The organism is Achromobacter pestifer (assembly GCF_013267355.1).
GTDB classification, from domain to species: Bacteria; Pseudomonadota; Gammaproteobacteria; order Burkholderiales; family Burkholderiaceae_B; genus Achromobacter; species Achromobacter pestifer_A.
In genome coordinates this window covers 6,598,903-6,622,425 of the sequence record NZ_CP053985.1, presented here as the reverse complement: position 1 = coordinate 6,622,425, position 23,523 = coordinate 6,598,903, and the positions used below count along the sequence as shown (strand labels likewise).

20 protein-coding genes are annotated in these 23,523 nt (G+C 68.4%); 3 read left to right on the top strand and 17 right to left on the bottom strand.

Going from position 1 to position 23,523, the window contains the following annotated elements; translation table 11 throughout:
• Positions 1 to 2: 2 nt before the first annotated feature.
• The 8 genes from FOC84_RS31155 to FOC84_RS31120 form a co-directional block, all read right to left on the bottom strand.
• Positions 3 to 2,573: a PEP/pyruvate-binding domain-containing protein gene (locus tag FOC84_RS31155; RefSeq protein WP_173149165.1), complete on the bottom strand. Its 2,571-nt coding sequence runs from the start codon at positions 2,571 to 2,573 to the stop codon at positions 3 to 5.
• Entirely contained in the window at positions 2,570 to 3,220 is a 651-nt protein-coding gene (locus FOC84_RS31150) for a TetR/AcrR family transcriptional regulator (protein ID WP_173149163.1), read from the bottom strand. Before FOC84_RS31150 ends, FOC84_RS31155 begins: the two co-directional genes overlap by 4 nt.
• An 85-nt stretch (positions 3,221 to 3,305) precedes the next feature.
• Entirely contained in the window at positions 3,306 to 4,463 is a 1,158-nt protein-coding gene (locus tag FOC84_RS31145; RefSeq protein ID WP_173149161.1) for an NAD(P)H-dependent flavin oxidoreductase, read from the bottom strand.
• A gap of 89 nt (positions 4,464 to 4,552) precedes the next feature.
• The gene (locus FOC84_RS31140) at positions 4,553 to 5,365 is read right to left on the bottom strand and encodes an anaerobic ribonucleoside-triphosphate reductase activating protein (RefSeq protein ID WP_173149159.1); all 813 of its coding nucleotides are present in this window, start codon (positions 5,363 to 5,365) and stop codon (positions 4,553 to 4,555) included.
• The gene (nrdD, locus tag FOC84_RS31135) at positions 5,331 to 5,513 is read right to left on the bottom strand and encodes an anaerobic ribonucleoside-triphosphate reductase (protein WP_173149157.1); all 183 of its coding nucleotides are present in this window, start codon (positions 5,511 to 5,513) and stop codon (positions 5,331 to 5,333) included. The genes FOC84_RS31140 and nrdD overlap by 35 nt, the downstream gene beginning before the upstream one ends.
• Positions 5,514 to 5,587: 74 nt before the next feature.
• A complete protein-coding gene (locus FOC84_RS31130; RefSeq protein ID WP_173149155.1) occupies positions 5,588 to 7,582 on the bottom strand; it encodes a ribonucleoside triphosphate reductase in 1,995 nt (664 codons plus the stop codon).
• Positions 7,583 to 7,693: 111 nt separating this feature from the next.
• Positions 7,694 to 8,044, bottom strand: a complete 351-nt coding sequence (locus FOC84_RS31125; RefSeq protein WP_173149153.1) for a DUF3325 domain-containing protein — start codon at positions 8,042 to 8,044, stop codon at positions 7,694 to 7,696.
• Complete coding sequence (locus FOC84_RS31120; RefSeq protein WP_173149151.1) at positions 8,041 to 9,648, bottom strand: PepSY-associated TM helix domain-containing protein; 1,608 nt, start codon at positions 9,646 to 9,648, stop codon at positions 8,041 to 8,043. Before FOC84_RS31120 ends, FOC84_RS31125 begins: the two co-directional genes overlap by 4 nt.
• Before the next feature lie 327 nt (positions 9,649 to 9,975).
• Here FOC84_RS31120 and FOC84_RS31115 point away from each other — a divergent pair, with 327 nt between their 5' ends.
• The gene (locus FOC84_RS31115) at positions 9,976 to 10,494 is read left to right on the top strand and encodes a lipid-binding SYLF domain-containing protein (protein WP_302053181.1); all 519 of its coding nucleotides are present in this window, start codon (positions 9,976 to 9,978) and stop codon (positions 10,492 to 10,494) included.
• Positions 10,495 to 10,517: 23 nt separating this feature from the next.
• Here FOC84_RS31115 and FOC84_RS31110 read toward each other — a convergent pair whose 3' ends face one another.
• The gene (locus FOC84_RS31110) at positions 10,518 to 11,498 is read right to left on the bottom strand and encodes a Bug family tripartite tricarboxylate transporter substrate binding protein (protein ID WP_173149146.1); all 981 of its coding nucleotides are present in this window, start codon (positions 11,496 to 11,498) and stop codon (positions 10,518 to 10,520) included.
• A gap of 14 nt (positions 11,499 to 11,512) precedes the next feature.
• Positions 11,513 to 12,934, bottom strand: a complete 1,422-nt coding sequence (locus FOC84_RS31105) for a M20 family metallopeptidase (RefSeq protein WP_173149144.1) — start codon at positions 12,932 to 12,934, stop codon at positions 11,513 to 11,515.
• Positions 12,935 to 13,047: 113 nt separating this feature from the next.
• Between FOC84_RS31105 and FOC84_RS31100 the strand changes: the two genes are divergently transcribed.
• Positions 13,048 to 13,959, top strand: coding sequence for a LysR family transcriptional regulator (locus tag FOC84_RS31100; RefSeq protein WP_173149142.1), 912 nt, complete (start codon positions 13,048 to 13,050; stop codon positions 13,957 to 13,959).
• Positions 13,960 to 13,994: 35 nt separating this feature from the next.
• Here FOC84_RS31100 and FOC84_RS31095 read toward each other — a convergent pair whose 3' ends face one another.
• The 6 genes from FOC84_RS31095 to FOC84_RS31070 all read right to left on the bottom strand — a co-directional run bounded on the left by FOC84_RS31095 (position 13,995) and on the right by FOC84_RS31070 (position 20,586).
• Positions 13,995 to 14,969: a Bug family tripartite tricarboxylate transporter substrate binding protein gene (locus tag FOC84_RS31095; protein WP_173149140.1), complete on the bottom strand. Its 975-nt coding sequence runs from the start codon at positions 14,967 to 14,969 to the stop codon at positions 13,995 to 13,997.
• Between the two features lie 113 nt (positions 14,970 to 15,082).
• On the bottom strand, positions 15,083 to 16,231 hold the full coding sequence (locus tag FOC84_RS31090; RefSeq protein ID WP_173149138.1) for an FAD-dependent monooxygenase: 1,149 nt from the start codon (positions 16,229 to 16,231) through the stop codon (positions 15,083 to 15,085).
• Positions 16,228 to 16,704 carry an acyl-CoA thioesterase gene (locus FOC84_RS31085; protein ID WP_173149136.1) on the bottom strand — a complete coding sequence of 159 codons (477 nt, stop codon included), beginning with the start codon at positions 16,702 to 16,704 and terminating at the stop codon, positions 16,228 to 16,230. The genes FOC84_RS31090 and FOC84_RS31085 overlap by 4 nt, the downstream gene beginning before the upstream one ends.
• Positions 16,691 to 18,379: an AMP-binding protein gene (locus tag FOC84_RS31080; protein ID WP_173149134.1), complete on the bottom strand. Its 1,689-nt coding sequence runs from the start codon at positions 18,377 to 18,379 to the stop codon at positions 16,691 to 16,693. The genes FOC84_RS31085 and FOC84_RS31080 overlap by 14 nt, the downstream gene beginning before the upstream one ends.
• Before the next feature lie 24 nt (positions 18,380 to 18,403).
• Entirely contained in the window at positions 18,404 to 19,303 is a 900-nt protein-coding gene (locus FOC84_RS31075; RefSeq protein WP_173149132.1) for a VOC family protein, read from the bottom strand.
• A 23-nt stretch (positions 19,304 to 19,326) separates the two neighbouring features.
• The gene (locus tag FOC84_RS31070) at positions 19,327 to 20,586 is read right to left on the bottom strand and encodes an alpha/beta hydrolase (protein ID WP_173149130.1); all 1,260 of its coding nucleotides are present in this window, start codon (positions 20,584 to 20,586) and stop codon (positions 19,327 to 19,329) included.
• A 219-nt stretch (positions 20,587 to 20,805) separates the two neighbouring features.
• Here FOC84_RS31070 and FOC84_RS31065 point away from each other — a divergent pair, with 219 nt between their 5' ends.
• A complete protein-coding gene (locus FOC84_RS31065; protein ID WP_173149128.1) occupies positions 20,806 to 21,516 on the top strand; it encodes a TetR/AcrR family transcriptional regulator in 711 nt (236 codons plus the stop codon).
• Between the two features lie 1,121 nt (positions 21,517 to 22,637).
• On the opposite strand, the gene FOC84_RS31060 is transcribed toward FOC84_RS31065, so the two are convergent.
• On the bottom strand, positions 22,638 to 23,366 hold the full coding sequence (locus FOC84_RS31060) for an IclR family transcriptional regulator (protein ID WP_173149126.1): 729 nt from the start codon (positions 23,364 to 23,366) through the stop codon (positions 22,638 to 22,640).
• Positions 23,367 to 23,523: the final 157 nt, after the last annotated feature.

Sequence of the window (23,523 nt, the reverse complement as noted above, 5' to 3'; positions counted from 1 at the left end):
TTCTACGGGCCGGGCGTGGCTAGGCTGGAAGCGGATGCCAGCCGCCGTACCGTGCCGCGCGACGCGTCCACTTCCAGGATGTCGCCGGTGGCGACGTGCCGCATGATGCCTTGCACATTGACGATTGCCGGTATGCCGAACTCGCGCGCCACGATGGCGCCGTGCGACAGGTAGCCGCCCGCCTCCATGACCAGGGCGCCAGCCCGCAGGAACAGCGGCGTCCAGGCCGGGTCGGTGGACGCGGCGACCAGGATGCCGCCCGCGGGCATGGCCAGTCCTTCGGACGGCGAGTGGGCGACGAAAGCGCCGGCCTGCGCATGGCCGCCCGCGGCAGGCGTGCCGCGCCAGGATCCGGCGGCGTCGGAATCGGCAGGCGCCGGGGTCGCGAGCGCCGCGGAGCCTTTTTCGGCATGCTCGGCAATGACGTCCTGATCCGGGGTCGAGGCCCAGGCTTCCAGCTGAGCCCGGCGCAGGGCGGCGCGGCGGCCCGCGGCGGCGGGCGTCAGCCTGGCTTCGGCCAGGGCGAAGAGTTCGGCCGCGTTCAGGTGGAAGATGTCGTCCGCGGCGGCCAGACCGTCGGGGCGAACGAAGCGGCGGCCCAGCGCCAACGCGTTCTTGCGCGCGGCCGCAAGATAGGCCACCAACACGCTGCGAGCGGCCTCGCGCTGCCTGCCCTCGATGCGGGCCGCGGCCAGCAGCCGGGCGACCAGCGGGCGCTGCCAGAAGGGTAGTGTCGCGCGCAGGCGCAACTGGGCTTGGCTTGCCGCGGTGTCCTGCCGGGCGTGCAGCGCGGCAGGATCGGCGTCGGTCAACTGCAACACGCTGTCCAGCAGATAGCCGGGATCCTCGCGCCAGCGCGGGTTGCGCAGATAGGTTTCATAAACGGCGCGATGGCCGTACTGGCGCAGGAAGTCCGCGAAAGCCTGCTTGAAGGGGCCGTCCGGCAAGGCGTTCTGCCAGCCGGCGTTGTCGCGCGCGGGATCGCGCAGCCAGTCCATCACGCGCACGTCATCGGCGGCCAGTTTGGCCAGCGCCATGAGGGCATAGCTTTGCGCCGCGGTGACGCTGGGTTCGCCGCCGGCCATCAGCGCGGCCGTGAGCGCATGGCCTTCGCCGGGGCAGGCTTTTTCCACCAGCTCCAGCAGCTTGTGCAGCGCGCCGCCGCCCGAGCCTTGCAGGAAGAACAATTGATCCGCCGCCAGCACCGTGTGGAATTGTTCCCGCAAGCGCGCGCCCAGCGCGGCGTTGGACGCGGGCGCGGGCTCGTTCAGCCAGGCCTGGGCGCGGGCGAACAGGCGCGGCAGGTCCTGGTCCGCCTGCTTGCGCAAAGGGGCTGCGCGGCGCAGGTAGCGCAGGATGCGCGCGCCATGCCGCAGGCGTTGCACCAGCGTCAGCGGCGCCACCGCGATGTCGGGCTGGGGGCCGCCCAGCAGGGCGTTCATGGCTTTCGGCGGCACGCCTAGCGCGTCGTAGCCCACCCATTGGATGACCGAGGCGTCCAGATAGACCCGGCCCTGGAACAGGGCCGCCAGCCGCACGCCTGGCAGGGTGGAATAGCCGCTCAGTTCAAAACCCGTGGTCAGCATGCGTTGCGCCATGACACGCCCCGTGTCCCATTCCAGCGCCGACATGGCCAGCGGCAGGACCTCGCGGGTGTTGCCACGCGACCAGTAGGCAGGTTGCGCGCGCAGCGCCGGATAGGTGTGGCGCGCCGCCGCGGTGACGGGGCGCGCTTGCACGATCCAGAATTGCCGCCCATCCCAGACCCATTCGATGTCGTAGCCGCCGCCGGCATAGTCCAGCGCCCGCGCCGCGTCGCGCACGATGTCGCCCAGGGCTACGGCCTGCGCGTCGCTCAGCACGGCCTGGGCCGCGCGCGCGGCGGGCGTGGGGGCAAGCAAGGTGCCCGCGCCCCCCGCGGCTTGGCTGGCGTGGCGTTTGGCGCCGATGCGGCGGCCGGCCAGGGGCCACGCCTGGCGCAGATAGTCTTCACGCAGACGGTATTCATCGCCTTGCGCCGCGCCGTCGACCAGGGACTCGCCCAAGCCCCAGTTGGCATGGATGAGCATCTCGTCATGCCGTCCCGATACGGGGTCGATGGTGAAGGCGATGCCGGACGCGGCCGCGTCGATCAGCGGCATGACGACCACGGCCATGCCGGCCGGGTGCAGCCCCAGCTTCTCCCGGTAGGCGCAGGCCTGCGGCGTCCATTGCGAATCCCAGACCTGCGGCACGGCGTCGATCGCCGCATCCGCGCCGCGCACGTTCAGGCAGGAAAGATGGATCCCCGCGAACGACGCGCCGGCGGAATCTTCCTGCGGAGCGGACGAGCGCAAGGCCAGCGGCCGTTCGAGCCAGCCGCGCGCGGCCAGTTCAGCGCGCAGCGCTTGGGCGACGGCGGGCGGCAGCGCCTGGCCCGGCGCCCGATCGAGGCTCAGCGTGGCGGGCAGCACGAAGCCGTCGGGCACCGGCACGCCCAACTGCGCCATGCGGCCCAACTGCCAGCCCTTGCCGCCGGCCGCCTGCGGGCCGGCCAGGGCGGCGCCGGCCCAGTCGAGCACGGCGGCAGTCATGCCGACACCTCGGGGGTCACGCCGCGCACGAAGAGGCTGATGGCGGCGTCGAACTCCGCCTTCAAGCTGGCGCGGGGTTGGTCCAGCCAGCGCAGCATCGCGCCCAGGTACAGGAATTGCAGCTGATGCGCCAGTTGCGCGGCGGCTAGATCGGTCCGCGCCTGGCCGGCGGCCTGAGCCTCCTCGACCAGCGCCGTGTACAGCGCCTGCATGCCGCTGCGCGGATAGCGGCCGTCGTCGCGCGCGCCGGGCTGCAGCGTGGAAAGCCGGTAGCGCAGGTACGGCCCCAGGTAGGCGCGATGCGATTCGGACCAGTGGGCCGAGGCATGCAGTATCCGCGTCAAGCGCCGGGCGAGGGTGGGCAGGGCGCGCAGCGCCGGCTGGAGTTCCCGGATGCTGGCGGCCAGTTCGCCATGGAAGCGGTGCGCCAGCAGGGCTTCCTTGACGGGGAAATGGTTGTACAGCGTGCCCTTGGAAACATCCGCCTGCGCGGCGATCTGTTCCATGGTGACCGCGTCATAACCCAGGGTTTCGAACAGGCGCCAGGCGGTTTGCGCCAGGTGGTCCAGGGTTTGCAGGCGTTTGCGTTCCCGGCGCCCGGCCTCGGGCGCGGCGGATTCGGATGAGGGCGGGATGGAGGAGTCCATGATGCGAAAATAATTGAACGACGAATAATATTATACGTCGTTCAATTATTTTTGAAAGCCCCCGGTCGAAGGAGGCCGGCGGGACTCAGGCCGCGGCGGGCATCTCGCCGTGCAGCAGATAGTCCATCAATTCGCGCACCGAGCGTATGGCGCTGCCGAAGGGCAGCTTGGACGCGCCGCGGAAGAACAGGCCGCGGCTGACTTCGCCGCGCATGGCGGCCGCCAGCTTCAGGTCGATGCAGAATTGCCCGAAGCGTGCCAGGCCATCGCGCAGTCCGCATTGCGTCAGGCAGTCCATGCGCTGGCTGCAGCGCCGCGCGTCGCAGCGGGTGTTGGCCTGCAAGGTCTTTTCCTGGCGCAGATAGCGCGTCAGCCAGGGCGTTTCCACGGCGCGGGCCGGCAGACCCGCCACGCTGGTGAATTCGGCCAGCTTGTCCGGATCGGCGTCGATCAGCACGCGCTTGAAGTTCTCGTGCGCGTCGCCCTCGTCGGTGACGGCAAAGGCCGTGCCGACCTGCACGCCGTCGGCGCCGTTGGCCAGCCAATGGCGCACCTGCTCGTGGCTGCCCACGCCGCCCGCCACGATCAGGCGGGGAGCGTCCGAGCCCAACGCCAGTTCCTGGAACAGCGTGTGGCAATCGGCCAGCACGCGCTGGAAGTCGAAGCGCTCATTGTGGATGTCGTCCAGCCGGGCCGCGCCCAGATGGCCGCCGGCGTAACCGGGGTGCTCGATCACCACGGCGTCGGCCATGCGGCCCTTCTTCATCCATTTCTTCAGCACCACGGCCACGCCGCGCGCCTCGGACAGGATGGGCACCAGCGCCACCTTGGGATAGTCGGCGGTCATCTCGGGCAGGTCCAGCGGCAGGCCCGCGCCCATGACGATGGCCTGGGCGCCGCTTTCGCAGGCCTGTCGCACCAGGGCGGGATGGTCGCGCACCGCCTTCATGACGTTCACGGCCACCAGGCCGCGGCCCTGCGCCGTGTCCAGCGCGGCGCGCACTTCGCGGTCCAGCGCGACCTGGTTGGCGCTGTCGATGACGTCGCGGTCATGGCAGCGCTCGGTTTTCTCCATCAGATCGGGATGGTGGTGGCGCAAATCCACACTGGCGATGGTGCCCACGGCGTTCTGGCTGGCGACCGCGCCGGCCAGGCGATGGGCGGATACGCCGACGCCCATGCCGCCCTGGACAATGGGCAGCAATTCGCGTCCGGCGAGGGTGAGTGATTTGAACCACGTCATGATGAGTCTTTCCTCTTTTCAAGTGGACAGAGGCTAGAGCAAGGGGGAGCGGGTCGCCTTGCGCAGGATCAAGCGGAGCTGCACCCCGCTCAGCGATAGGCGAACTCCTCGAACCATTGCATCAGCAGCGCCAGGGCTGGCGCGCCCAGCGCGCGCACCGGCGGTGAATCGGGCGAGCGGCGCGCGCCCTGTACGGCAAAGCGGCGCACGCCGCGGCGCGCCAGCTCGCGCGCCAGGGCCAGCAGCCGGGTTTCGTCCAGCCAGTCCGGATGCCAGGTGATGCGGCATTCGAAATCGATGTCGGCCGAAAGCAGTTGGGCCAGGCATGCCTGCGCGGGACGCTGCGAATCGCGCCGGCCGGTGATGTCGTCATAGCCCTGGGCGTCGGCCTTGATGTCCAGGCCGACCCAGTCCAGATGCCGCAGCACGTCGGCCAGGCGCAGGGGATAGATGCCGGCGGTATGCAGGCCGACGCGGTAGCCCATGCGCCGGACGTCGCGGATCATCTGCGGCAGGCGCGGTTCGCTCAGGGGCTCGCCGCCGGAAAACACGATGGCGTCGAGCAGGCCCTTGCGCGTTTCCAGGAAGGCGCGGGTCTCGCGCCAATCGTAGCGGGCGCTGCGGGTCTGCAGCTCGACGTTGTGGCAGTAGTGGCAGCGCCAGGGGCAGCCCGCGATGAACACGACCGCCGCCAGTTGTCCGGGCCAGTCCACGGTGGAAAAAGGCACCAGCCCGCCGACCGCGTGCGAATGCCGCGGCAGGGGCTGGGCCACCGGTTGCGGCGCAGCCGGGTAGGCCGGCCGCGCCGTCAGCCGGCGCGTGCCCGGGCCGCAGCCCGTAGTGGACGCGGCGGCTGGCGTGGCGCCTTCAGGCGCGGCGTTCGACGAAGAAGCGGCGTTCATTGAATTCGCCCTGTTTGCCGGTGTTGAAGGATGCGACGGGGCGGTGGTAGCCCATGACGCGGGTCCAGATCTCGCAGCGCACGCGCTGGCTGTCGTCCAGCTGCATGGCGGGTGCGGGGGTGACTTCGGGAGCGATCAAGGTTTGCATGGCGGTTCCTCAAGGAGTGGATGCCGGGCGGCTGCCCGGCGGTCCGGTCCAGAGCCTGTCGTCGTGTACAGGCCCTAGGCCGGGGTGCAGCATGCCGCCTGCTTGGCCAGCAGTTCGGCATCGCATTTCGGGCAGAATTCATGATGCCCCGCCAGATAGCCATGGTTGGGGCAGATGGAGAAAGTCGGCGTGACCGTGATGTAGGGCAGCCGGAAGTTCGACAGCGCGCGGCGCACCAGCTGCTTGCATGCGGCGGCGGAAGAAATGGCCTCGTTCATGTACAGGTGCAGCACGGTGCCGCCGGTGTACTTGCCCTGCAGCGTTTCCTGCAGCTCCAGCGCATGGAAGGGATCGTCGGTGTGGCCCACCGGCAGCTGGCTGGAGTTGGTGTAGTAGGGCTGCGTCTCGCTGCCGGCCTGCAGGATGGCGGGATAGCGTTTCCGGTCTTCGCGGGCGAAGCGGTAGGTGGTGCCTTCGGCCGGCGTGGCCTCCAGGTTATACAAGTGGCCGGTCTCTTCCTGGAACTCGGTCATGCGGGCGCGCACGCGGTCCAGCAGCCGCACCGCCAGGGCGTGGCCCGCCGCGGTGGTGACGTCTTCGGCGTCGTCCGTGAAGTTGCGGATCATCTCGTTGATGCCGTTCACGCCCAGCGTGCTGAAGTGATTGCGCAGGGTGCCCAGGTAGCGGCGGGTATAGGGGTAGAGCCCCTGGTCGATGTAGCGCTGCACCACCTTGCGCTTGGTTTCCAGCACGTCGCGGCCCAGTTCCAGCAGATGGTCCAGCCGCTGCATCAGCCGCGCTTCGTCGCCGCGGCAGGTGTAGCCCAGGCGCGCGCAGTTGACCGTGACCACGCCGACCGAGCCGGTCTGCTCGGCCGATCCGAACAGTCCGTTGCCGCGCTTGAGCAGTTCGCGCAGGTCCAGCTGCAGGCGGCAGCACATCGAGCGCACCATGTGCGGCTCCAGGTCCGAGTTCAGGAAGTTCTGGAAATAAGGCAGGCCGTAGCGCGCCGTCATTTCGAACAGGCGCTCGGTGTTGGGATGGTCCCAGTCGAAGTCGGGCGTGATGTTGTAGGTGGGGATGGGGAAGGTGAACACGCGGCCCTTGGCATCGCCGGCCATCATGACCTCGATGTAGGCGCGGTTGATCATGTCCATCTCGGTCTGCAGCTCGCCATAGGAGAACGGCATTTCCTCGCCGCCGATGTACGGGATCTGGTCCTTCAAGTCAGGCGGGCAGGTCCAGTCGAACGTGAGGTTGGTGAAGGGCGTCTGCGTACCCCAGCGGCTGGGCACGTTCAGGTTGTAGATCAGCTCCTGCATGGACTGCTTCACTTCCGCGTACGTCATGGCGTCGCGGCGGATGAAGGGCGCCATGTAGGTGTCGAAGGAACTGAAGGCCTGGGCGCCGGCCCATTCGTTCTGCAGCGTGCCCAGGAAGTTGACGATCTGGCCGATGGCCGCCGACATGTGGCGCGGCGGCGTGGCTTCGACCTTGCCAGGGATGCCGTTGAAGCCCTCGGTCAGCAGTTGGCGCAGCGACCAGCCGGCGCAGTAGCCGCTCAGCATGTCCAAGTCGTGGATGTGGATGTCGCCTTCGCGGTGGGCGCGGCCCGCTTCGGGCGCGAACACATTGGACAGCCAGTAGTTGGCGGTGACCTTGCCGGCCACGTTCAGGATCAGGCCGCCCAGGCTGTAGCCCTGGTTGGCGTTGGCGTTGACACGCCAGTCGCGCTGGTCCAGGTATTCCTCCATCGCGCTTTCCACGTCCACCAGCGTGTGGCGCAGCGCGCGCAGCCGGGCGTGCTGTTCGCGGTGCACGATGTAGGCGCGCGCCGTGCGCCAGTGGCCGGCCTGGACCAGGGCTTCTTCCACGCGGTTCTGGATGGTTTCGACGCCGGGGCAAGGGTTGCCTTCCAGCGCGGCGATGACGGTGTCGGTCAGGGCTTGTGCGCCTGCCAGGTCCAGTTCTCCGGTGCTGCCGCCGGCCGCCGCCATGGCCTGGGCGATCTTGTCGCGGTCGAACTCCGCGACCCGGCCGTCGCGCTTGAGGATGTGCTGGATATGCATGGCTGACACCATATGTAGTAGGGTGTGAAAACTCTACCACCACATATGGTGCAGATATCGCACCGCACGGTCTGGATGTCAGCCTTGCTTGATGCGCGTCAAACGCGCGCTTCAGAAGCCGATGCCGACCCCGGCCAGGGATATCGCCACGGCCAGCGCGGCGGTGCGGGCCGCCGGGCGAGGCGCCCACGACAGCATGCCGACCCAGAGCAGGGCGCCGGCCGAGAGCCAGCCCAGCCATGCCACCACGCCCACGGTATTGCCCCACAGTCCCACGCAGGGCAGCAGCGCCAGCGCCAGCAGCAGCACGCCGGCGCAGCGCAGCACGCGGGTATGGCGGGCGGAGGGATCGCGTCCCCAGACCTGGTCGTAATGGCGCGGCATGGCCAGGCTCAGGCAGGCCATGCCCGAATAGGTCAGCAGCAGCGCCATGGAAATTGCGTACAGGTCGTTGGTGTTCATGCGGCCGCCTCTGCGTCATTGCGGGGATTGCGCCGGGCGGGCGCGGTTGCCGGCCGCCGCCACAACAGCAGGGCCGCCCAGCCCGATAGTACGCCGAATGCGACGGAGGTCAGTTCGACGCCGGCGCTTTCCCAGTCGCCGCGCGCGATCTGCGCCAGTGGATGGTCGCCCAGCGTGGCGAGCGACAGTACCGGCAGCAGCAGGCACAGCGCCGACAGCAGGGCCAGCTGCGAGATCCAGGCGCGGCGCGGGCTGCACAGCCAGGCATGCGCCAGGGTCAACGCCCAGACCAGGAAGAAGCAGCGCAGCTCCCACAGCGCGCGATTTTCCAGCGCCACGGGCAGCAGGCGGTTGGCCCAGAAGTAGCTGATGCAGGCGATGGCCAGTCCGGCCAGCGCCGCCACGTTCAATCCTTCTATCAGCCGGTACATGCGCGCCGTCGCGCCGCCGAATTCGCCGCCATGCTTGGCGCGGCGCTTGACCATGAACAGCAGCGCGCCCGTGCCCATCATGGCCGCGCCCGCCAGGCCGCAGATGAAGTACAGCCAGCTGACGGCCAGCCCGCCGAATTTGGACATGTGCAGATCGCTCATCACCTGGAACGCCAGCGCAGGGGCGCCGCCATGCACGCCGCCTGCCGGCCGCAGGCGCAGCAGTTCGCCGCTGGCGGAGAATTCGGCCATGCCCGTGGTGGCACTGAGGTTGCGGAAGGTGTTTGCGTCTTCGTTCCAGCCGTAGACGCCGATGCGCATGGAGCTGTCTTCGGGATTGTTGATGACGATGGCGCGCGCCGTCTGCCCGATCAGCTGTTCGCCGCGGGCCACGATGGGCTCGAGCGCCGGCATGGCCAGCGCCACGCCGGTGCGGTCTGGCCGTTCTTCGCCCGTCAGCTCGGCCAGGTACAGGCGGCTGGCCTGCGGGCCCGCGCCATAGGTCGCCGCGACCGGGGCGGGCATGAGCTGGGCGCTGGATATCACGATGCCGGTGTAGGCGATCATGAACTGGAAGGGCAGGGTCAGTACCGCCACCGCGTTGTGCGCATCCAGCCAGGACCGTTGGCCCTTCTTGGCGCGGAAGGTGAAGAAGTCCTTGAAGATGCGCTTGTGCGTGACCACGCCGGAAATCAGCGCGACCAGCATCGCCATGCTGGCGAAGGCGACGATCCACAGCCCCAGGCCGGCGTCGTGCAGCGTGTAGTGGAAGTCCACGAAATGCGTGCCGCCCATCGTCGCGCGGCCTTCGGCGTCGTGGTGGTCAGCCAGTTCGGCGCCTGTCTCGGGGTCGAGCTCGGCATCCGCGTACTGGCCGTTCTGGTCGAACCAATAGGCGGTCAGCCCGTTCTCGTGAAAGCGGTCCACCGGCCAGATTTCCCACATGCCCGCGCCAGCATGGTTGCGCGCCATGTAGTCCACCGCCAGCTCCAGCCGGCGGGCGCGGTCCACCGGGACGCTTTCCTTTTGCGCAGCCTGGGCTTCCGCCTCCTGGTGCTCGGGCGTCATCCAGTGCGTGATGGGTTCGGAGAAGACGGCCAGCGATCCCGTCAGGAAGACGGCGAACAGCAGCCATGAGAACCACAGGCCGACCCAGGTGTGGAGCCAGGCCATGGATAGGCGGAAACCGGATTTCAGGACGAGCCTCTTTATTGTTGATGCCGCCGCGGACTGGACGGTCTGATTTTATTGAGAATAGTTTCGATTCTAATCTAATTGGGGACATTGATGCCATGGTAAGGATCCAGCGCTGCCAGAGCACCAGAGCACCGCTACAGGGGCCAGTAGCATCTTGACAAGGCCCCGACGCCTGCCAATACTGATCCGGCAAGTCGGGGCGAGCGCGTCGGGCGCTTGCCGTCCTTTTGACAAGGGGGCTGTATGCGTCGCGCGTCCGTTTTGCCTATGCACCGTTGGGGTTGGCTGTGGGCCAGCCTTTTTTTGTGGGCTGCCTGTTTCCTCCTGGCGCCGCAGGCCAGGGCGGAGTCCGCGGCCGAGCTCAGCCGGGAGGCGCAGAGTGCGCTGGATCGCCTGTACCAGCAGGAACCCAGGACGCGTGAACTGGGCAAGAAGGCGGTGGGTGTGCTGGTGTTCCCCCGCATCCTGAAGGGCGGCCTGCTGGTCGGCGCGGAAACTGGCGACGGCGCCCTCATCCGCGGCGGCAAGGTCCAGGGCTACTACAACATATCGGCGGTATCGTTCGGCCTGCAGGCCGGCGCGCAGGCGTTCAGCTATGCGCTGTTCTTCATGAACGAGCCGGCGCTGCGGTACCTGGACCAGAGCGACGGCTGGTCGCTCGGCGCCGGCCCGAGCCTGGTCGTGGTGGACGACAGCTATGCCTCCAGCATTACCACCACCACCCTGAGCCAGGATGTATACGCCGTGCCATTCGGCGGACAGGGACTGATGGCGGGCATGGGCCTGGAAGGGTCCAAGATCACCCGCACCCAACCGGACTGAGGCCAGGCGCCAGCCCGCCGCGGCTATTCCAGGGTGATGCCGGCGCGGGCCGCTACTTCGGAAAAGGTGCGCAGTTCCTTCGCGATCTGCGCCTGGAATGCCGGCCCGGGCATATAGACGGGATCCAGCGCCAGGTCCGCGACCGATTTGCGCACTTGCGGATCCTCCATGATTTCCGCCACGGCGCGGCTCAAGGTTTCCACCACCGGGGCCGGCGTGCGCGCCGGCGCCACCAGCGCATACCAGCCCACGAAGGAAACGTCGGCCATGCCGGCTTCGGCGAAGGTCGGCACGTCGGGCAGTTGCGGCATGCGGCGTTCGCCCGTCACGGCCAGTGCGCGGATCTTGCCGGCGCGGACCTGCGGTGCGGCGGAAGACACGGTGTCCACGCCCAGGTCGACCTCGCCGCCTATCATCGCCGTGACCAGTTGCGCGCTGCCCTTGTAGGGCACCGGCATCATCTTGGCGCCCGCCGCCTCGGCGTACATCTCGCCGGCCAGGTGCGGCGCGGATCCAGGGCCGAAGGTGCCGTACATCAGGCCGCCCTTGGCGCTGTGCTGCCGGGCCAGCGCGGCCGCTTCCTGCACGGTGGCGGCCGCCAGCCCGTTCTTGGCCAGGAGCACCACGGGCGCCATGGCGACGATGGCGATGTGTTCATAGCTCTTCTGCGGATCGTAGGGCAGGCCAGGCTTGAGCGCCGGCAGCACGGTATAGGTGGTGCTGCCCGACAGCATCAGGGTATAGCCGTCGGGTTGCGCGCGCGCCGCCGCTTCCGCGCCGATCACGGTGGATGCGCCGGGACGATTTTCGACGATGACGGGCTGGCCGAACTTGCCCGACAGCTTGTTGGCCAGCAGCCGCGCCACGGCGTCAGTCGCGCCGCCCGGGGTGAAGGGCACGACGATCTTGATCGCCTGTTCGGGATAGGCGGCATGGACGCCGCCCGCATGCGCGGCGGCGGCAAGGCTTGCGGCCGCCAGGGCGGCGCGGAGTTTGACGGTCATGACGTAGATCCCGGTCAGTTGGAGTTGGAAGACGGTTTTGCGGCCGCCTGGCGCAGGGCGCTGCCCTGGTCGCCCAGGTCCCAGAACAGACCGGCCATGATGGCCAGCCCCTCGCGGGCAACGCTGCCCAGCAGGTGTTCGTTGGGCGCGTGCTGGGCGCAAGCGGGATAGGAATGCGGCACCCACAAGGTGGGCAGCCCCAGTTGGTCGGCGAAGATGTCGTTGGGCAGCGAACCGCCCAGGTTCGGCAGCAGCGCCGGCCGCTTGCCGGTGCTGCGTTCCAGCGAGGCCGCGGCCCAGCGCACCCAGGGATTGTCGGGCGACAGGCGGGTGGCGCCGGCCTGCATGCCGATGCGCACCTGCACGTCCTCGAAGCCCGCCGCGCGCAGATGTTCCTGCACCTGCGTCTGTAGCGCCCGCCAGTCCGTGCCCACCACGAAACGCAGTTGGCACCAGGCCACGGCCTCGGGCGGTATGGCGTTGACCGGCTTGGCCGGATCGCCGGCGCCAAAGGTCAGGACGTCCAGGCTGTTCCAGCCGAACACTTTTTCGGACGCGCTCAGCCCGGGCTCGCCCCACCAGGCGTTGATGTCGGGATCGTCCTCGCCGCCGCCGACCTCCAGGTCGGCCAGCGCCTCGGCCACCGCGTCAGGGATGGAGGGCGGGCGCAGGCCGGGCACCGTGATGCGGCCGCGGGCGTCGACCAGCGTGGCGATGGCGTGCACCAGCACGATGGCGGGGTTGGCCAGCAGGCCGCCCCAGTTGCCAGAGTGGTAGCCGCGTTCGCGCGCCCGCAGTTTCAGTTCGAAGTTCACCGCGCCGCGCGAGCCCATGAAAAGGGTGGGACGCCGGGCGCTCAGGCGCGGGCCGTCGCTGGCGATGAACACGTCCGCCGCCAGCGCCTCGCGCTGGGCTTCGCAGAAGGCGGCCAAGCCGGGCGAACCCGCTTCCTCGCCGGTCTCGATCAACCAGATCGCGTTGAAGCCCAGCGCGCCGCCGCGCGCGGCGATGACCTGGCGCAAGGCTTCCAGATTGATGCTGTGCTGGCCCTTGTTGTCGGCGGTGCCGCGCCCGTACCAGCGGTCGCCCTCGACCTGCAGGCGCCAGGGATCGCGGCCGGCTTCCCACTTGGCGGCGTTGCCGCGCACCACGTCGCCATGGCCGTACATCAGCACCGTGGGCAGGCCGGCCTGCTCAATGCGGCGCGCCACCAGGATGGGCAGGTCGGCCCCGGAAGGATTGGGATGCACCTCACAGGCGAAGCCCAGTTCCTTGAGCCAGGGCAGCAGTTCCTCATTGAGGTAGGCGTGCTGGGCCGGCGCCTGGCCGGGTACTTCGCTTTCCGTCGCGTAGGCGACGCGGCGGGCCAGCGCGGCATGCAGGTCGCCGTTGTCGTAGGCTTGAACGGCTTGGAGCAGGGCTTGTTCGCGTGTCACTTCGGTGCCTGGGATGCTGAGAGAGGCACAAAGTTATTACGCTTCACCACGTGCCACAATTAGATAATTAGCATTCCTTCATTGCTATAAAGGCATGGGTAAAAGGGACCGTCATGATTTCGCTGGGCTTGAGGTATTTCCTGGAGGTCGCGCGCTGCGGGTCGATCGCCGGCGCCGCGGCGGCGCAGCACGTGGCGGCCTCGGCCGTCAGCCGGCAGATCGCCAAGCTGGAGGACGGACTGGGCATCGCGCTGTTCGAGCGGCAGGCGCGCGGCATGGAACTGAGCGAGGCTGGCCGCCAGTTGGCCGCCTACGCCAATGCCGCCGCGCTGGAAGCCGAGCGCGTCACCACCGAGATCCGCCAGCGCAGCCATCTGGGCGATGTGACCATACGCCTGGCCTGCACCGAAGGCTTCGCCCACCGTTTCCTGCCCATGTGCATGGCCGAGTTCAAGCGTGTCAGGCCCGAGGCCCGTTTCCATCTGCACGTGGAGCGCCCCGAGGAGGTCAGCCGCCAGATCCTGGAAGGCCTGTCGCAGCTGGCGCTGCGCTACACCACCGCGCAGGACGACCGCCTCAAGACCGAGCTGCTGGTGCGCGCGCCGGTCTATGCGGTCATGTGCCGCAACCATCCGCTGGCCAGCCGCCGCAGCCTGAGCATGCGCGACCTGACCCGCGTGCCGCTGTCGCTGGGCGACCAGGGCACCACGGTGCGGCAGTTGTTCGACGCGGCTTGCGCCAATGCCGGGCTGCATATCGAGCCGGCCTATGTGTCCAACCATTCCGCGGCCTTTCTGCCCATGCTGCCGGGCAGCGACATCGTGGCGCTGTCGGGCTACCTGACGATGCTGGGACAGCGTGACGGCGAGGGCCTGGCCGCGGTGCCGTTCAGCAATCCGGAAATGCGGCAGCGGAGCATCCAGGTCCTGACCTTGCAGGGCCGGACCCTGCCGGCGCTGGCCCGCGAGTTTCTGGCGTTCATGGCGCAGCGGCTAACGGCCACGCCCAAGGCGCCGGAAGGGTAGGAGGGGGCCGCCGCGGGCGGCCCCGGGATTGCGCTTCAATCCAGCGAGATATTGGCCTCTTTGACCACGGCCGCGAAGCGCGCCGAGTCCGCGTCGCGGGCCTGGGCCAGCGCGGCGGCGTCCTGCGGCCAGGCGTCGAAGCCATAGGTTTCGAAGCGCTTGCGTATCGCGGGCGTGACCACGGCTTGCGCGATGGCGGCGTTGATGCGCTTGACCACGGCATCCGGCGTGCCCTTGGGCGCGAACGCCGCGACCCAGGTCTTCAACTCGAAGTCCTTGGGGCCGCCGGCCTCGCTGACCGTGGGGACGTCGGCGTAGGAGCCCAGGCGGGACGGCGCCGCCAGCGCCAGCAGCTTGACCCGCTTGGCCTGGTACAGGTTCTGCACCGTGGCGGCCGTGCCGAAGGCCCAGTCGACCTCGCCGTTGGCCACCGCCGTGTAGAGCTGGGCCAGGTCCTTGAAGGGCACGTGCGTCATGCTGGTCTGCGTGGCGGTCTGGAACATGGAGGTGCCCACGTGCGCCACGCTGCCCATGCCCCAGGTGCCGTAGGTCAGCTTGTCGGGCTGGGCCTTGGCCGCCGCGATCAGGTCGGTGACGTTGTTCCAGGGGGACGAGGCCGACACCACCATGAAGAAATGCGTGGTGTAGATCGGCGCCACCGGGACGAAATCCTTGACCGGATCGAAGGGCAGATTGCGGTAGAGCTGCGGCTGCAGCGTCATGTGGGTATTGTCGACCACGGCCAGCGAGTAGCCATCGGGCGCGGCGCGCTTGACCTCGCCGATCGCCAGCCAGCCGTTGGCGCCGGGCTTGTTCTCGACGATGAGAGGCTGCTTCCAGGCCGCGGTGAGCTGTTCTCCGAGCATGCGGGCGACGGCGTCGGGGCCGCTGCCCACCGAATACGGCAGCACGATGCGTACAGGCCGTTCAGGGTACTTGTCGGATTGGGCTTGCGCCGAGGCGCAGGCCAGGGCGCCCGTCAGCGCCATGCACCAGAGAGTATTTTTCATGTCTCCTCCACTTCCCATGGATGGTTGCGGCGCCTGCGGCGCCGCTTATCGTTGAGGCCGCCAGCGCGTATCGGTGCGCCACGGCCGGGTACTCAAAACAAGCTGCGAGTGCTTCAGGACACGGTTGCGGCTTCCGGGTGCAACGCCTCGTAGGCGGCGGCGAATCCCGGGTCGCGCTGGCGCAGGTCGTCGTGGCTGACCTGGCCCGTGCGTCGCATGTAGTCGTAGGCGAAGGACACCGGGTCCAGGTGCATCTTCGTCGCCACGTCCTCGTACCAGTCCAGGCTGCGCGCGGCGGCGGTCTGGAAGTTGGCCGAGGCCGGACGGCGCTGCGCCTCGAAGTGCGCGAACGCGGCCTGCGTGTCGTCGGGATGCTGCGTGAGACCCTGGTGCAGCGCGATCGCGTCCTGCATCGCCATGCGGGTGCCGGAACCGAGCGAAAAATGCACGGTACGCAGCGCATCGCCCAGCAGCACGATGTTGCGGTGCGACCAGCGCTCGTTGCGCACGATGTTGGCCTCGAACCAGAGGGAGCGGTTGCCAAGCAGTTCGTTGGCGCCCAGGTCGGCGCGGAACACCTCGGCGCAATAGCGGCGGCTTGCGTCCTCGCTGGCCGTGTCCAGGCCGGCGCGCTGCCAGGTGTCCGGGTCCACTTCCACCAGGAAGGTGCTGAGATCCTTGCTGTACTGGTAGCTGTGCGCGATGAAGATGCCGTGATCCGTTTCGCGGAAGATCAGCGATACCGGGTGGAAGCGCTGGCGCGTGCCGTACCAGGCGAACTTGTTGCGGCGGCGTTCGAAGCTCGGCCGGAAGTGTTCGGCGTATTGCTTGCGCACGGCGCTGTTGCTGCCGTCGGCGGCCACCACCATGTCCACTTCCGCGGCCAGCCGCTCCACGTCGTCGATCCGCTGCTCATGCAGGATCTTGACGCCGGCGTCCAGGCAGGCCTGCTCCAGCACTTCCAGCATGTCGATGCGGGCCGTGCGCGAGAAATGGTTGCCCTGGACCTGGACGCGGGCGCCCTGGTGGATGATCTCCATGTAGTCGCAGCGTTCATGGTGCGCGACGAAGGCCTTGAAGAATTCCGGGTCGGCTTCGCGCAGGAAGGACAGGCCGATGTCCGAGAACACCACGCCCCAGCCATAGGTGGCGCCGCGCGGGTTGCGTTCATACACGGTGATGTCGTGTTGCGGCGCATGCTTTTTGGCGAGCAGCGAAAAGTACAGGCCGGCGGGGCCCGCTCCGATGACGGCGATCTTCATTTGGTTTCACTCCTGTTTGCTTCGGCCTGCGCGCAGGCTTCCTGATATGACTGCAGCGCGCCGCGCAGCGCGGCGGGCACTTCGATGGCGCGCCGTTCGCCGCGCGCCACGCAGATCGGGGTCAGCCTGGCGTCGAACGCCGGCTGGCCCCGCACGCTGCCGGCCACGTGCAGGGTGTAGGTGCGGGTGCGGATTTCCTCGACCCTGACGCACATGTCGAATTCCTCGTCCGGCCATAGCGAGGCCTGGAAGTCGAAGGACAGCGCGCGCGTCGGCGTGCCGAATCCGTGCTCGTCCTTGATGCGCTGCGGCGTGCCCTTGAACAGGTGGCCGTAGAACAGTTCGGCGGCCGACAGCACGTATTCGCCGAAGGTGACGGTGTAGACCACGCCAGCGGGATCGCAGTCGCCCCATTTGACGCGGCGGCGCACGATGAACGGCGTTTCGCTCAAGACGTACTCAGTGCTGGTCATTGCCGTTCTCCCTGGCCTTTGCGGCTTCCTGATTGAGCATTTCCGCGACGCTATGGCGCAAGGCGGCCTTGTCGAGCTTGCCGACCTTGGTGACGGGGAAGGCTTCGATCTGCTCGATGCGTTCCGGGCACTTGTATTTGGCGAGCCCCTGGCCGGTGAGGAAGTCCGCCAGCTGCGTCAGGCTGGGCGCCGCGTGGCCGGGCCGGACGATGACGAAGATGCAGCCTTTCTCGCCATAGAAAGGGTCTGGCATGGCCACCAGGCGCGCTTCCGAAATCGCGGGATGCGCGCCCACCAGCGCTTCGACTTCCTCGCAGCCGATCTTCTCGCCGCCGCGGTTGATGTTGTCGCGCAGGCGGCCCTCGAAGGCGTAGCAGGTTGCGCCGTCGATCACGCGCGCCGTCATCATGTCGCCGGTGCGGTAATAGCCGTCCGAGGTGAACGCAGCGGCGTTGGCCGCGGGGGCGTCGAAGAACCCAGGCAGCGTGGCGGGGCCGCGGAAGCAGAGCTCTCCCATCTGGCCTTCGGCCACCGGCTCTTCGGTGCCGGGCGCGAGCAGGCGGATGTCGTCCTCGGGGCAGCCCGAGCGGCCCTGCGTATGGTGCCGCTCGTACTCGGACGCGGCGGCGGGCGAGCCGAGCAGCAGGCCCTCCGTAATGCCGAACAGGTTGGAGCAGGGCACGTTCAGATGCGCTTCGAGGCGGTCGGCGGCGCTCATGGTGATGAACAGGCGCAAGGAAGACAGGTCGTAGCGCGCCAGGTCGGGGAAGGCCATGATCTGCGGCGCTATCGGCCCGATGGACATGGCGCGGGTGACGCGGTGGCGCTCGATCAATTCCAGCATGCGCGGCACGTCGACCCGCGGCATCAGCACCGCGGACAGGCCCATGGCGATGACGGGAATCAGCACATAGACCTGGGCCGCGTTGTGCAGCAGGGGCAAGGCCCAGATGATGCGGTCGTCGTCCTGCATTTGGTAGCGCCGGGCGCAGGCCAGCGAATGGCCCAGGTACTCGGCGTGGAAGCGCGGGATGATCTTGGGCATGCCGGTGGTGCCGCCCGACAGCTGGAAGCTCAGCACGTCTTCGCAGCCGGGTCCCTGGTCCGCCAGGATGAGGCGGGCCTCGGCCAGCGGCATCGCGTCCAGCAGCGCGTGCAGGGACACGCCATGGCGCGAGTCGCCGCGCGCCACGACCAGGTATTCCAGCGTGTCGCTGGCGGCCAGCATGCCGGCGGCGAAGGCCGGCAGGTCGAACTTGCCGAAGTCGGCCTGCACGAAGTAGCCGCGGGCGCGGGTCTGGCGCGAAAGCTGGCCGATCTCCAGTTCGCGGTGCTGCGGCAGCGAACAGACGGGAACGATCCCCGCCTTGTAGCAGGCCAGCAGGGCCAGCGCTGTTTCCAGCGTGGTCCCCATCTGGAAGATGGCGCGGTCCGCGGGCGCCAGGCCCAGCTTCAGCAAGGCGGCGGCCAGCCGGTCGGTCTGCTCGTCCAGTTCGCGGAAGCTCAGGCTGCCTTCGTCGATGATCAGCGCGGCGCGCTCGGGGCAGCGCTGGGCGGTGGCGTGCAGCGCCGCGCCCACGGTCGACTGTTCCCAGGCGCCGCTGGCGAAGTACTGGCGGGCCCGCTCGGGGTGGTGGTAGATCACGCCCTCTATGGGGTGGCGTATATCTCGCATGATGGTCTCCTCCTGGCCCGTGTCTCAGGGGCGCGCGGCCGAGATCCGGACGCGGTCCCGATCCAGTACGTCGATCGTGCCGCTGACGCCGCCGGTGAACAAGCCATACCAGACGGCGGGCTTGAGTCCCAGGGCCTTGCGCTGGAATTCGACCGGGCCGTCGGAGACGATGCAGTCGAAATGCTCGCCCGGCACCACGGTGCAATTTTCGCGCCCCGAGGCGTCCTGCACCAGGGAGGAGAACTCCTCGACGCGCGGCACGAAGATCCGTACGGGCGGCTCGGCGCCGCCATCCGCCAACGCCAGCCGCTCTTCCAGCAACGCAGCCTTGCGCGCCCAGACGTCGTCGATGTGCTGCATGCGCCCGCCGGCCGATTCCGCATCGGCTTCAGCCTGCATGGCCGCCTGCAGCGTCAAGGCGGCGTCGATCGCGTCGACTTCGCCCAGGGGCCGCAGCTTGCGCGTGAATTCGATGAAATAGCCATTGGGATCGCGCACGTAGATGGACTCGATCACTTCATGGCGGGTTTCGACGGAGACTTCCAGCCCGGCATCCTGCAGCTTCTGTTTCCAGGCTTTGAGTTCGTCTTCGCTTTCCACCAGCCAGGCGGTATGCGTGGCGTCGAACACATGGTCCTCGGGCAGCGGCCGCATGCGGCTGCGTCCGCGCAGCGCCTCGGGTTCGTCCGAGCCCAGGTAGTAGAAGAAAGCGATGGTGCTGCCCTGGCCGCTGTCGAAGAAGAAGTGCAGGAAGTCCGGGTGCGTGGCGGGGCCCCAGCCGCGCGCCGAGATCACGTGCACCAGCGGCAGGCCGAGTATGTCGCGATAGAAGGAGACGGTTTCGCGCAGGCGCCAGGTGGGCCGCGCCGTATGGTCCACGCCGTGCAGGCGCAGGGGGGCGGGGGTCTTGGGAGTTGCAGTCATGACTTGCTCCGTCGGCATTCGGATTACAGGAAGCGTTGGCGCAGCCAGGCGGCGAGTTCGCGCCCGGCCGCGTAGCGTCCGGGTTCTTCGCCGTCGGCCAGGGCGCGGCCATGGTGGTCGCCCCGGATGCGCAGGTGGGTCTTGTCCGGCGCGGGGATGGCGTCGTGGATGGCGCGCACGTCGGACGGGAAACAGGCCTGGTCGCCGGTGTATTCGATGACCAGGGTGGGCTGATTGATGCTGCCGGCGGTGCGCGCCATGCTGGCGTTGGACGACAGGCCGGACCAGGTCGACAGCCAGCTCTCGGGCGTGCAGAAGCGGGCGAAGCCGACGGCGCCGTAGTTCGAGGCGTAAGGATCCTTGCCCCACAGCGAGCCCGGGTGGCGGTCGGAAGGATCCAGGCTGAGGTCCAGGCAGCGCAGGTCGGCGTCGGTGCGCCAGACCACCAGCACCGGCGTGTGCGCGGCCTGGCGGCGGCGTTCGGGACTGGCGTCGGCGCCGCTCTTGACGTCGGCGCGGGCGGCTAGGCGGTCGGCGATTATCTGCCGCGCCTGCGCGTCCAGGCGGGCCACGCGGTCGCGCTGCGCCTGGCGGTAGCGGGCGACGAACTCCGGCGCATAGCGCGCCTGGCCCTTGGGCCGGTAGCCGTTTTCGGGCGCCAGCGGATCCAGGTCCGGCGCCACCGACAGCGCATCGTTCTCGTCGGCGACGGACGGGTCGATGCAGTTCAGCAGCAGCGAACCCTGGCCCGGATGCGGGCCCACCAGCACCAGGCCGTGCACCTCGGGCATGTCCAGTTCATCCAGCCCGCTGGGCTTGCCGCCCGGCGTGCGGGCGACGCGCTCGCCGGCGGGCAGGCCGGCCTGCTGCGCATAGAACGCGTACAGGCCGGCGCCGCCGGAATTGCCCAGCAGCACAATCTTCTTGAAACCCTGCTCGCGCAGGAAACGCAAGCCAGCCGCCACGTCCTGCAGCGCCTGTTCGTGTTCCAGCCTGAGGTCGTTGCCGACCGAGCGGGCGCCTTGCGACCACGCCGCAAGACCGGCGCCGACGATGTCGGGGATCAGATAGTGGCAGGCCATGAACTCGCGCGGATGCATGACGCAGACCACGGTGTCGGGGTGCGCGCCCACCGGCTGGTACAGCGATCCGGAGGTGGCGGCGCCGTCCGCGGTGCGCAGCACGACGTTGCGGGTCGAGGCGCCGGCGGGCAGGTCGCGCGGATTCCAATCGGTGTTGAGAAAGCCTGCGGTGATCTGGCTGGAGGGGGCGGCGGTAGTCACATTCGTCTCCTGTGGCGATGGTCCTTGGACCTCGGTTTGACGTATTAGACGAATATTTGACTTTAGTGTCAATTAAATTTAAAAAATTGACAGTAGCGTCAAAAATTAGGGACTCAAGGATACGAAAGCGCCGGTGGGCGCGGCCAGGCAGCGCGATCGCGCATGCCATAATTTCGGGACAGGGCCGTCCCGCACGGTCTATTCGAGGAACATCGCAACGTGAACGACGCAAGCACCAAGGGAGCGCTGAAGGGCGAAGCGCTGCGCACCGCCATACTCGACGCCGCGGCCACGCTATTCATCAAGCGCGGCACCGGCGGCACCAGCATCCAGGACATCGCCGAATCCCTGGGCCTGAGCCGCACCGCCGTCTACTACTACTTCAAGAGCAAGGATGCGATCCTGCGTTCGCTGACCGAGGACGTGCTGAGCGCGGCCAAGAAAATGGCCGGCGAAACCGCTACCCGCGAAGACCTGGATCCGGTCGAGGCGCTGCGCGCCCTGGTCACGCAGCATGCCGACCTGATCCTGTCCCGCACCGCCGAATTCCGGGTGGCCGACCGGACCGAGGCCGACATGACGCCCAAGCAGCGCGCCGCCGTGCAGGCGTCGCGGCGCAACGTGCTGGAGAACTTCAGCCGGGTCATCGAAAACGGCATCCGCGACGGCCAGTTCCGCATGGTCGACCCGCACGTCGCGGCCTTCAGCCTCATCGGCATGTGCAACTGGTCGGCGTGGTGGTACAAGCCGGACGGCCGCCTGAGCCGCGCGGAGGTCGCGGCCATCATGGCAGACATGGCGGTGCAGTCGTTGTTGCGCGACGCCTCGCGGCGGCCGCGTTCGCCGGACGTGAGCGAGTCCTTGCGGCTGGTGCGCGAGGACCTGGATTATCTGGAGAAGCTGGTGCTGCCAGGCGGGCCGCAGCCCTGATTTCTAATGCGTTGGTTTCAGCCCCTGTTCATGGGCAGATGTCGTGAGCCGGTGGCCGGGCGGAGGGATCCGAAGCGCAGCCCCACTGGGGCGAGCATCGGAATCCCGCAGTCCGGACGCCGGCGGCTCAAGAACGCTGCCTCACAAAACCGAAGTGCGGGGCGGTAGGGCTTCGAGCTTGCGGATGTCAGGGTTCTTTAGCCGCCGAGGCTGCCCTGCGCCATTCCGATGCTCGCCCCGGTGGGGCTGCGCTTCGGATGGCTCCGGGCCGCCTCGGCTGGCAGTCGCCCAATGCGGTGGTTTCGGACCCCGTTCATGGGCAGATGTCGCGAGCCGGTGGCCGGGCGGAGGGATCCGAAGCGCAGCCCCACCGGGGCGAGCATCGGAATCCCGCAGTCCGGACGCCGGCGACTCAAGAACGCTGCCTCACAAAACCGAAGTGCGGGGCGGTAGGGCTTCGAGCTTGCGGATGTCAGGGTTCTTTAGCCGCCGAGGCTGCCCTGCGCCATTCCGATGCTCGCCCCAATGGGGCTGCGCTTCGGATGGCTCCGGGCCGCCTCGGCTGGCAGTCGCCCAATGCGGTGGTTTCGGACCCCGTTCATGGGCAGATGTCGCGAGCCGGTGGCCGGGCGGAGGGATCCGAAGCGCAGCCCCACCGGGGCGAGCATCGGAATCCCGCAGTCCGGACGCCGGCGACTCAAGAACGCTGCCTCACAAAACCGAAGTACGGGGCGGTAGGGCTTCGAGCTTGCGGGTGTCAGGGTTCTTTAGCCGCCGAGGCTGCCCTGCGCCATTCCGATGCTCGCCCCAATGGGGCTGCGCTTCGGATGGCTCCGGGCCGCCTCGGCTGGCAGTCGCCTAATGCGTTGGTTTCAGCCCCCGTCCATGGGTAGATGCCGTGAGCCGGGGGCTGGGCGGAGGGATCCGAAGCGCAGCCCCACCGGGGCGAGCATTGGAATCCCGCAGTCCGGACGCCGGCGACTCAAATACCCCACCTCAGGAGGGGGCGGCGGCGGTGGCGGGAAATGCATTGTTTATCCGCTTCGGCCTTGTCCATCGTACGCAAGCACGGGTTCTCTTGTACCGCCTGGCCGCAGCAGCGCCTGCCGTGCCCGGGTCCGCTAACCGACTTTCCCCGTCAGGCGCCGCGCCGCCTCCTGCACCGCCGCCAGGTGGGCCGCGACATAACGGTGGACGGGCGCGGTCAGCGTCACCGCGGCGGCGATCTCGCCGTTGAGCAGAAAGACGGGCGCGGATATGCCCGCCACTTCCGCCAGGCGATCGCCCAGGGCGGCGAAATAACCGTCCGCACGGATGCGGGCATACAGTTCCTGGTCGGGCCCGGGCGTCCGGCCCAGCACCGGGTCGTAGGCCGTCAATACGCGTCCGCCGCTGCCGCGATCCAGCGGCAGCAGATCGCCCGCGCGGATGTGGTCGCGCACGGGGTGCGGTGAATCCACGCGGTACAGGCACAGGCGCGCGTCGCCCTGGCGCACGTGGTAGGCCGCGCTTTCGCCGGTCGCCGCCACCAGGTCGCGCAGTACTGGCATGACTACCTGCTCCAGCGAAAACGAGGCGGCGTAGATGCCATGCAGGCGCGCGACTTCCCCGCCCAGCGCATAGCGGCCGTCGTCCAGGCGTTGGATCCACCCGGCATGTTCCAGCGATGCCAGCAAGCGCAGGACCGTGCTCTTGTACAGGCGCGTGCGGTCGGCCAGTTCGCCCAGGGACAAGGCCTTGTCGAGCGGCGTGAACACCGACATCAAGCTCAGGGCGCGATCCACCGCCGCCACGCCGCCTTGGGCGGCGTCGGTGTCGGCGAGCGATTCCGTGGCGGCTTTACGCGGCATGCGGATCTCCGGAACGTCGAGTCGTGGGCAAGGCCATATTCCATCCTTTAGAACGAATGCTGCGCATTGTAGGCGCCGCTTGCCGCTGAACCGTGGCCTGCCCGGGAAACCTGGGGCTTGACAGCGGAAAGCGGTGGGCTCAATAATTCTATCTTAA

What these genes read in the sequence shown, in the direction of transcription:
- FOC84_RS31080 (WP_173149134.1), bottom strand. Translation starts at nt 18,379, where the DNA reads ATGCGAGATATACGCCACCCCATAGAGGGCGTGATCTACCACCACCCC.
- FOC84_RS31100 (WP_173149142.1), top strand. Translation starts at nt 13,048, where the DNA reads ATGATTTCGCTGGGCTTGAGGTATTTCCTGGAGGTCGCGCGCTGCGGG.
- FOC84_RS31090 (WP_173149138.1), bottom strand. Translation starts at nt 16,231, where the DNA reads ATGAAGATCGCCGTCATCGGAGCGGGCCCCGCCGGCCTGTACTTTTCG.
- FOC84_RS31085 (WP_173149136.1), bottom strand. Translation starts at nt 16,704, where the DNA reads ATGACCAGCACTGAGTACGTCTTGAGCGAAACGCCGTTCATCGTGCGC.
- nrdD (WP_173149157.1), bottom strand. Translation starts at nt 5,513, where the DNA reads ATGCAAACCTTGATCGCTCCCGAAGTCACCCCCGCACCCGCCATGCAG.
- FOC84_RS31075 (WP_173149132.1), bottom strand. Translation starts at nt 19,303, where the DNA reads ATGACTGCAACTCCCAAGACCCCCGCCCCCCTGCGCCTGCACGGCGTG.
- FOC84_RS31110 (WP_173149146.1), bottom strand. Translation starts at nt 11,498, where the DNA reads ATGACCGTCAAACTCCGCGCCGCCCTGGCGGCCGCAAGCCTTGCCGCC.
- FOC84_RS31120 (WP_173149151.1), bottom strand. Translation starts at nt 9,648, where the DNA reads ATGGCCTGGCTCCACACCTGGGTCGGCCTGTGGTTCTCATGGCTGCTG.
- FOC84_RS31145 (WP_173149161.1), bottom strand. Translation starts at nt 4,463, where the DNA reads ATGACGTGGTTCAAATCACTCACCCTCGCCGGACGCGAATTGCTGCCC.
- FOC84_RS31140 (WP_173149159.1), bottom strand. Translation starts at nt 5,365, where the DNA reads ATGAACGCCGCTTCTTCGTCGAACGCCGCGCCTGAAGGCGCCACGCCA.
- FOC84_RS31060 (WP_173149126.1), bottom strand. Translation starts at nt 23,366, where the DNA reads ATGCCGCGTAAAGCCGCCACGGAATCGCTCGCCGACACCGACGCCGCC.
- FOC84_RS31095 (WP_173149140.1), bottom strand. Translation starts at nt 14,969, where the DNA reads ATGAAAAATACTCTCTGGTGCATGGCGCTGACGGGCGCCCTGGCCTGC.
- FOC84_RS31155 (WP_173149165.1), bottom strand. Translation starts at nt 2,573, where the DNA reads ATGACTGCCGCCGTGCTCGACTGGGCCGGCGCCGCCCTGGCCGGCCCG.
- FOC84_RS31150 (WP_173149163.1), bottom strand. Translation starts at nt 3,220, where the DNA reads ATGGACTCCTCCATCCCGCCCTCATCCGAATCCGCCGCGCCCGAGGCC.
- FOC84_RS31125 (WP_173149153.1), bottom strand. Translation starts at nt 8,044, where the DNA reads ATGAACACCAACGACCTGTACGCAATTTCCATGGCGCTGCTGCTGACC.
- FOC84_RS31130 (WP_173149155.1), bottom strand. Translation starts at nt 7,582, where the DNA reads ATGCATATCCAGCACATCCTCAAGCGCGACGGCCGGGTCGCGGAGTTC.